Source organism: Photobacterium sp. 270122K (assembly GCF_059941365.1).
The window spans coordinates 234870-242543 of sequence record NZ_JBPOEN010000009.1 but is presented as its reverse complement, the minus strand read 5'-3'; the positions used below and the strand labels follow the sequence as shown (position 1 = coordinate 242543).

The following is a 7674-nucleotide window of genomic DNA, read 5'->3' as shown; positions in this document are numbered from 1 at the left end:
ATTGACATAACAACCAACCTCTTTCGAGTTGCCTGTCAGGTCAGGGTTGCGAATTATACACCATCCCAACTTAATGTCAACAAGTAATTCTTAATGAATTAAAACGACTTATTTGACATCCCTCTTTCGAGGCCGACTCAGTTACCACTTGCTTATCAGCGAGTTGCTCCGTGTCGATGAGGTGGCATTATAGGGAGATAAATGACACTGACAACCTTTTTTTACCCCCTCACCAATCAGTCGCTCAGCAAACAAACAAAAACGCAAAAGTCGTACTAATAACACCCTTCTCGCACCTATTTATCTTTCTCAAAATGGTAATAACCTCTCCCCTCTTGCCTTTACTTCGCTTTTATAACCATCAAATAAGCACTGGCCATCGCAACTAACAGCCACAACATCCAAAACCATAATCAGATTGATGAAGGTGAACTTAACTGTATTCACCAAGATAAGCGTATCAGGGATATGGTTTCATGACCCACAAGCTGGGACAAGCTGGGACAAGCTGGGGCAAGCACAACAACACATCTATATAACGCATAACAAGAAAAGGAAACGGAAAAAGGGTTTACAGGTAAGAAGCCGAAACAGCGGCAGAGATAGAAGATAGAAGATAGAAGATAGAAGATAGGAGGCTAAAGCGGAGGAAGTGAAACACCACCAGTTTCTGTTGTAGCAAAAAACAAACAAAAAAAAGCCGAGTTAAAAACTCGGCTTTTTTTGTATTTAACGCACTAATGCTTATTCAGCAGTAGCTTCTTCCTTTGCAGGACGATCTACTAGCTCAATGTAAGCCATAGGGGCTTTATCGCCAGCACGGAAACCGCACTTAAGAATGCGAGTATAGCCGCCTGGGCGTTGAGCAAAACGTGGACCTAATTCGTTAAATAGTTTCGCAACTACTTCGTTATCACGAGTACGAGCGAATGCAAGACGACGGTTAGCAACACTGTCTGTCTTAGCTAGGGTAATCAATGGCTCAATTACGCGACGCAGCTCTTTTGCCTTAGGCAGGGTAGTCTTGATAAGTTCGTGACGTACCAGAGAGCCAGCCATGTTGCTGAACATCGCTTTGCGATGGCTGCTGTTGCGGTTGAGTTGACGACCACTCTTACGATGGCGCATGACCTAATCCTTCTAACTAGATATCAGTAACTATTAATCTTCAGCAATAGATGCTGGCGGCCAATTTTCTAGGCGCATGCCTAGAGACAAGCCACGTGATGCCAGCACGTCTTTGATTTCTGTCAAAGACTTCTTACCAAGGTTTGGCGTTTTAAGTAGCTCAACCTCAGTACGCTGAACGAGATCACCGATGTAATGGATCGCTTCTGCTTTTAGACAATTTGCAGAGCGAACAGTTAGTTCAAGATCGTCTACAGGACGCAGTAGGATCGGATCGAACTCCGGCTTCTCTTCTTTTTCTTCAGGAACACGTACATCTCGAAGATCTACGAATGCATCCAATTGCTCAGCAAGAATAGTTGCTGCACGACGGATAGCTTCCTCAGGATCAAGAGTACCGTTGGTCTCCATATCGATTACAAGCTTGTCAAGGTCAGTACGTTGTTCAACACGTGCTGCTTCAACTGCATAAGCGATACGGTCAACTGGGCTGAATGTTGCATCAACCAGTAGACGACCAATTGGACGCTCGTCTTCTTCTGTGTGAATTCGAGCAGACGCTGGTACATAGCCACGACCACGCTCTACCTTGATGCGCATGCTGATTTCAGCATTGTCATCAGTTAGGTGGCAGATTACGTGTTCTGGGTTCGCAATCTCAACATCACCATCATGGGTGATGTCACCTGCAACAACAGGGCCTGCACCAGATTTATTCAGAGTAAGGATAACTTCGTCTTTACCCTCTACCTTAACGGCTAGGCCTTTAAGGTTTAGAAGGATCTCAAGAACATCTTCCTGTACTCCTTCTTTGGTGCTGTACTCGTGTAACACACCATCGATCTCTACTTCAGTTACGGCACAACCCGGCATTGAAGATAGAAGAATACGACGTAGAGCGTTACCAAGAGTGTGGCCGAAACCACGCTCAAGTGGCTCAAGAGTTACTTTTGCATGCGTCGTGTTAACTTGTTCAATATCAACAAGACGTGGCTTAAGAAATTCTGTTACAGAACCCTGCATTGTGTCCTCTCTTAACTATAGCCTTACTTAGAGTAAAGCTCGACGATCAGGTGTTCGTTGATGTCGGCAGACAAATCAGAACGTTCTGGAAGACGCTTAAACGTACCTTCCAATTTGCTGTTGTCTACTTCGACCCAAGTCGGTAGTTCACGCTGAGTAGCAACTTCTAGAGCTGCTTTGATGCGTGCCTGGTTCTTAGCTTTCTCGCGAATGCTAACAACGTCGTTTGCCGCTACCTTGAAAGAAGGAACGTTTACGACTGTACCGTTAACTAGGATCGCTTTGTGGCTTACTAGCTGACGTGCTTCAGCGCGAGTAGCACCGAAACCCATACGGTAAACCACGTTATCTAGACGACCTTCAAGAAGCTGAAGCAGGTTTTCACCTGTGTTGCCTTTAAGGCGAGCAGCTTCTTTGTAGTAGTTACGGAATTGCTTTTCAAGTACGCCATATGTACGACGAACTTTTTGCTTCTCACGAAGCTGAACGCCGTAGTCAGATAGACGACCGCGACGCGCACCGTGCATGCCCGGTGCGTTATCAATCTTACACTTGGTATCAATCGCGCGTACACCAGACTTAAGGAATAAGTCAGTGCCTTCACGACGGCTAAGCTTCAGCTTAGGACCCAAATATCTTGCCATGTTCTTTCTCCAGTTTTCCTAGAAACGTTATACGCGACGTTTCTTAGGTGGACGACAACCGTTATGTGGAATCGGAGTCGCATCAACAATGTTAGTGATACGGAAACCCGCAGCGTTTAGAGCGCGGATAGTAGACTCACGACCAGGACCTGGGCCCTTAACCATAACTTCTAGGTTCTTAACGCCATATTCTTTGGCCATTTCACCACAACGCTCAGCAGCAACCTGTGCAGCGAACGGAGTAGATTTACGAGAACCGCGGAAACCTGAACCACCTGCAGTAGCCCAAGATAGAGCGTTACCCTGACGGTCAGTAATGGTTACGATTGTGTTATTGAAAGAAGCATGAATGTGCGCAACGCCATCAGCTACTTGCTTACGTACGCGCTTACGCGCGCGAGTTGGTTGTTTTGCCATTGTACTCTACCTTATCCGATTATTTTTTGATCGGCTTGCGCGGACCCTTACGGGTACGTGCGTTGGTTTTAGTACGCTGTCCACGTAGTGGTAGACTGCGACGATGACGAAGACCGCGGTAACAGCCAAGGTCCATAAGACGCTTGATGTTCATCGATACTTCACGACGTAGATCACCTTCTACAGTGTACTTAGCTACACCATCACGCAGTTGATCGATCTGCTCTTCAGTTAGTTCACTGATCTTAACACTTTCAGCAATACCCACTTCAGCTAGAATAGCTTTAGAGCGAGTTTTACCAATGCCGTAGATCGCAGTAAGTGCGATTACAGAATGTTTATGATCAGGAATGTTAATGCCTGCAATACGGGCCACTATTCACTCCTAGTACTTTTCAAGAATAACCGCTGCAAAGCCCGTCTAGGATACGCAGCGGTGGAACAATTCTTTTGCACACACAAAAGATTGGTTGGCTAATTTAGCCAACCCACCTTCAATTTGCAAGAAATATTTCTGCTAATTAGCCTTGGCGCTGTTTATGCTTTGGCTCACTGCAAATTACACGCACAACACCGTTGCGCTTGATAACTTTACAGTTACGGCAGATTTTCTTAACGGAAGCACGAACTTTCATTGCTAAACTCCGTAAATGGATTAACCAATCTTAACGGCTTGAGCCTTTCAGATTAGCCTTTTTCAAAACAGACTCATATTGTTGAGACATCAAATGTGTCTGAACTTGAGCCATGAAGTCCATTATGACTACAACTACAATCAGTAGTGAAGTACCGCCAAAATAGAAGCGGACATTCCATGCAATCATCATAAACTCGGGGATCAGACAGATAAAGGTAATGTACATTGCACCGACGAGAGTCAGGCGAGTCATCACTTTATCTATATATTTTGCGGTCTGTTCTCCCGGGCGAATACCAGGTACGAACGCACCAGACTTCTTCAAGTTGTCAGCTGTCTCGCGAGGGTTAAACACCAACGCGGTATAGAAGAAACAGAAGAAAATAATCGCAGCAGCATAAAGCATCACATAAAGTGGCTGACCTGGACTTAGTGCAAGTGATACATCACTTAACCAAGAGAGGTTTTCATTCTGACCAAACCACTGAGTCAGTGTGCCTGGAAACAGAATAATGCTCGATGCGAAGATTGCTGGAATTACCCCTGCCATGTTGATTTTCAACGGCAGATGCGTGCTTTGCGCAGCGAAGACACGACGGCCTTGTTGACGCTTGGCATAGTTAACGACGATACGACGCTGACCACGCTCCATAAACACGACAAAGTAGATAACAGCAAAAGAAATCACTGCAATTAATAGCAGAAGAAGTACGTGCAATTCACCTTGACGCGCTTGCTCCACTGTCTGTCCAATAGCTGGCGGCAAACCTGCAACGATACCTGTGAAAATAATCAAAGATATACCGTTACCAATGCCACGTTCAGTAATTTGCTCACCTAACCACATCAAGAACATGGTGCCGGTAACCAAACTCACAACCGCAACAAAGTAGAATCCGAGACCTGGATTAACGACCAGGCCAGGGATCATACTTGGTAACCCCGTCGCAATACCAATTGCTTGGAAGGTTGCCAAAACAAGCGTGCCGTAACGGGTATACTGGCTAATCTTACGACGGCCAGCCTCCCCTTCCTTCTTCAGCTCTGCCAAAGGCGAATATACAACCGTTAGCAACTGGACAATGATTGATGCCGAAATATACGGCATGATGCCCAGTGCCAGAATGGAAGCACGCTCAAGTGCACCACCAGAGAACATGTTAAACAGTTCAATGATGGTACCCTTTTGCTGTTCGAACAGATCGGCAAGTACAGCAGCGTCAATACCAGGAATAGGCACAAAGGAGCCAGCTCGGAAAATTAAGATAGCACCTAATACGAATAGCAGGCGAGTCTTAAGCTCTGCTAGGCCACCTTGCGCACTACGAAAATCTTGTCCTGGTTGTTTAGCCATCTGTACCTCATCCTCGAGTTAATTATTCCTCGATTTTACCGCCTGCAGCTTCGATAGCAGCTTTAGCGCCTTTAGTCACGCGTAGACCTTTAACTGTTACAGCGCGAGCAATCTCACCAGAAAGTACAACTTTCGCGAACTCAATGTTCTTAGTGATGATGTTTGCAGCTTTAAGAGTTTCTAGGCTTACTACGTCACCTTCAACTTTCGCTAGCTCTGCTAGACGAACTTCAGCTGATACTAGGCTCTTACGAGAAGTAAAACCGAATTTTGGTAGACGCTGTTTCAAAGGCATCTGACCGCCTTCGAAGCCTGGACGTACAGAACCACCTGAACGTGATTTCTGACCTTTGTGACCACGGCCACAAGTTTTACCCAGACCTGAACCGATACCACGGCCTACGCGCTTCGCAGAAGGCTTAGAACCCGCAGCCGGTGATAGAGTATTCAAACGCATTCTGATTACTCCTCAACTTTAACCATGTAGTAAACCTTGTTGATCATGCCGCGTACGCAAGCAGTATCTTCAAGTTCTACAGTGTGGTTGATGCGACGAAGGCCAAGGCCCAGCAAAGTAGCTTTATGTTTCGGTAAACGACCGATAGAGCTCTTTGTCTGTGTTACTTTAATAGTCTTTGCCATGTCGATTACTCCAGAATTTCTTTAACAGAAAGACCACGCTTAGCAGCGATCTTTTCTGGAGAGTTAATTCCACTTAGGCCATCAATTGTTGCGCGAACAACGTTGATTGGGTTAGTAGAACCGTATGCTTTTGCAAGAACGTTACGGATACCCGCAACTTCTAGCACTGCACGCATTGCACCACCGGCGATGATACCAGTACCTTCTGAAGCAGGCTGCATGTACACTTTAGAACCAGTGTGTGCGCCTTTAACAGCGTGGTGTAGAGTACCGTCGTTTAGTGAAACAGTAACCATGTTACGGCGTGCTTTTTCCATCGCTTTCTGGATTGCAGCAGGAACTTCACGTGCCTTACCGTAACCAAAACCGATGCGACCGTTACCGTCACCAACTACAGTCAGTGCAGTAAAGCTGAAAATGCGTCCGCCTTTAACCGTCTTAGATACACGGTTAACAGCGATCAGCTTTTCATTCAAATCTGATTGAGTTTTTTCGTTAGCCATCTTCCGCCTACCTTAGAATTTCAGACCAGCTTCACGAGCAGCTTCTGCTAGTGCAGCTACACGGCCGTGGTATTGGAAACCAGAACGATCGAATGCAACGTTAGAGATGCCTTTTTCAATCGCGCGCTCAGCAATAGCTTTACCTACAGCTGCAGCAGCGTCTTTGTTACCGGTGCTCTTAACCTGCTCACGGATCGCTTTTTCTAGGGTAGAAGCGGCTGCGATTACCTCAGAGCCATTTGGTGCGATTACCTGAGCGTACACGTGACGTGGAGTACGGTGTACAACTAGGCGAGTTGCGCCCAGTTCAGCAATCTTACGACGTGCTCGGGTCGCACGACGGATACGAGATGCTTTCTTATCCATAGTGTTACCTTACTTCTTCTTAGCTTCTTTAGTACGCACGATTTCATCGGCGTAACGAACACCTTTGCCTTTGTAAGGCTCAGGGCTACGGTAAGCACGAATATCAGCAGCTACTTGACCAACAATCTGCTTATCAGTACCAGTTAGTACGATTTCAGTTTGTGTTGGACACTCAGCTTTGATACCTGCTGGTAGTTCATGCGCAACTGGGTGCGAGAAGCCTAGAGTTAGGTTAACAGTTGAACCAGCAACATTCGCACGGTAACCAACACCTTTCAGAGTAAGCTTCTTAGTATAGCCTTCAGTAACACCAACAACCATGTTGTTAACTAGTGCACGAGCAGTACCTGCTTGAGCCCAAGCCTTATCGAAACCTTCACGAGGACCGAAAGTGATGGTGTTTTCTTCCTGGGACAATACAACTGCTGGGTGGATAACACGAACTAGTTCGCCTTTACCGCCTTTAACAGAGATTTCCTGACCGTTGAGTTTAACTTCTACGCCGGCAGGAATAACTACTGGTGCTTTTGCAACACGAGACATTTCCTACTCCTATTATGCTACGTAGCAGATAATCTCACCGCCAAGGCCCGCTTTACGAGCGGCGCGGTCGGTCATAAGACCCTTGGAAGTTGAGATAATAGCAATACCAAGGCCACCCATCACTGATGGTAGAGCATCTTTTTTCTTGTAGATGCGCAGACCAGGACGTGATACACGTTGGATTTGCTCGATAACTGGGTTAGCTTCGAAGTACTTAAGAGTAACTTCTAGCTCAGGCTTAACTTCACCAGTGATAGTGAAATCAGCCACGAAACCTTCTTCTTTTAGAAGTGCAGCAATTGCAACTTTCTGCTTAGAAGATGGCATTTTAACAGCAACTTTTTTCGCTGCCTGACCGTTACGAAGACGGGTCAGCATATCCGAAATCGGATCTTGCATGCTCATAAGTTAATACTC

The 7674-nt window shown here is 46.1% G+C and carries 13 protein-coding genes; all 13 read right to left on the bottom strand.

Features of this window, described 5'->3' with window-relative positions:
• Window positions 1-744 precede the first annotated feature (744 nt).
• The 13 genes from rplQ to rpsH all read right to left on the bottom strand — a co-directional run bounded on the left by rplQ (window position 745) and on the right by rpsH (window position 7662).
• Window positions 745-1128: a 50S ribosomal protein L17 gene (gene rplQ / locus ACSF8W_RS17395; protein WP_500848433.1), complete on the bottom strand. Its 384-nt coding sequence runs from the start codon at window positions 1126-1128 to the stop codon at window positions 745-747.
• A 33-nt stretch (window positions 1129-1161) separates the two neighbouring features.
• On the bottom strand, window positions 1162-2151 hold the full coding sequence (locus ACSF8W_RS17390) for a DNA-directed RNA polymerase subunit alpha (protein ID WP_036817720.1): 990 nt from the start codon (window positions 2149-2151) through the stop codon (window positions 1162-1164).
• A gap of 23 nt (window positions 2152-2174) precedes the next feature.
• Window positions 2175-2795: a 30S ribosomal protein S4 gene (gene rpsD, locus ACSF8W_RS17385; RefSeq protein ID WP_500848432.1), complete on the bottom strand. Its 621-nt coding sequence runs from the start codon at window positions 2793-2795 to the stop codon at window positions 2175-2177.
• 27 nt (window positions 2796-2822) lie between these two features.
• The gene (rpsK, locus tag ACSF8W_RS17380) at window positions 2823-3212 is read right to left on the bottom strand and encodes a 30S ribosomal protein S11 (RefSeq protein WP_005370963.1); all 390 of its coding nucleotides are present in this window, start codon (window positions 3210-3212) and stop codon (window positions 2823-2825) included.
• 19 nt (window positions 3213-3231) lie between these two features.
• Window positions 3232-3588, bottom strand: a complete 357-nt coding sequence (gene rpsM, locus ACSF8W_RS17375; protein ID WP_428479856.1) for a 30S ribosomal protein S13 — start codon at window positions 3586-3588, stop codon at window positions 3232-3234.
• A 145-nt stretch (window positions 3589-3733) separates the two neighbouring features.
• Window positions 3734-3847 carry a 50S ribosomal protein L36 gene (gene rpmJ / locus ACSF8W_RS17370; protein WP_000868186.1) on the bottom strand — a complete coding sequence of 38 codons (114 nt, stop codon included), beginning with the start codon at window positions 3845-3847 and terminating at the stop codon, window positions 3734-3736.
• Window positions 3848-3877: 30 nt separating this feature from the next.
• The gene (secY, locus tag ACSF8W_RS17365; protein WP_047876505.1) at window positions 3878-5203 is read right to left on the bottom strand and encodes a preprotein translocase subunit SecY; all 1326 of its coding nucleotides are present in this window, start codon (window positions 5201-5203) and stop codon (window positions 3878-3880) included.
• A 22-nt stretch (window positions 5204-5225) separates the two neighbouring features.
• Window positions 5226-5660: a 50S ribosomal protein L15 gene (gene rplO / locus ACSF8W_RS17360; RefSeq protein WP_500848431.1), complete on the bottom strand. Its 435-nt coding sequence runs from the start codon at window positions 5658-5660 to the stop codon at window positions 5226-5228.
• Window positions 5661-5665: 5 nt separating this feature from the next.
• Window positions 5666-5845 (bottom strand): 50S ribosomal protein L30, encoded by a 180-nt coding sequence (gene rpmD / locus ACSF8W_RS17355; protein ID WP_047876503.1) that lies wholly within the window; start codon window positions 5843-5845, stop codon window positions 5666-5668.
• A 5-nt stretch (window positions 5846-5850) separates the two neighbouring features.
• Window positions 5851-6348, bottom strand: coding sequence for a 30S ribosomal protein S5 (gene rpsE / locus ACSF8W_RS17350; RefSeq protein WP_428479859.1), 498 nt, complete (start codon window positions 6346-6348; stop codon window positions 5851-5853).
• 12 nt (window positions 6349-6360) lie between these two features.
• On the bottom strand, window positions 6361-6714 hold the full coding sequence (gene rplR, locus ACSF8W_RS17345) for a 50S ribosomal protein L18 (protein ID WP_047876502.1): 354 nt from the start codon (window positions 6712-6714) through the stop codon (window positions 6361-6363).
• Between the two features lie 9 nt (window positions 6715-6723).
• Complete coding sequence (gene rplF, locus ACSF8W_RS17340) at window positions 6724-7257, bottom strand: 50S ribosomal protein L6 (RefSeq protein WP_500848430.1); 534 nt, start codon at window positions 7255-7257, stop codon at window positions 6724-6726.
• 12 nt (window positions 7258-7269) lie between these two features.
• Window positions 7270-7662 (bottom strand): 30S ribosomal protein S8, encoded by a 393-nt coding sequence (gene rpsH / locus ACSF8W_RS17335; protein ID WP_500848429.1) that lies wholly within the window; start codon window positions 7660-7662, stop codon window positions 7270-7272.
• Window positions 7663-7674 lie beyond the last annotated feature (12 nt).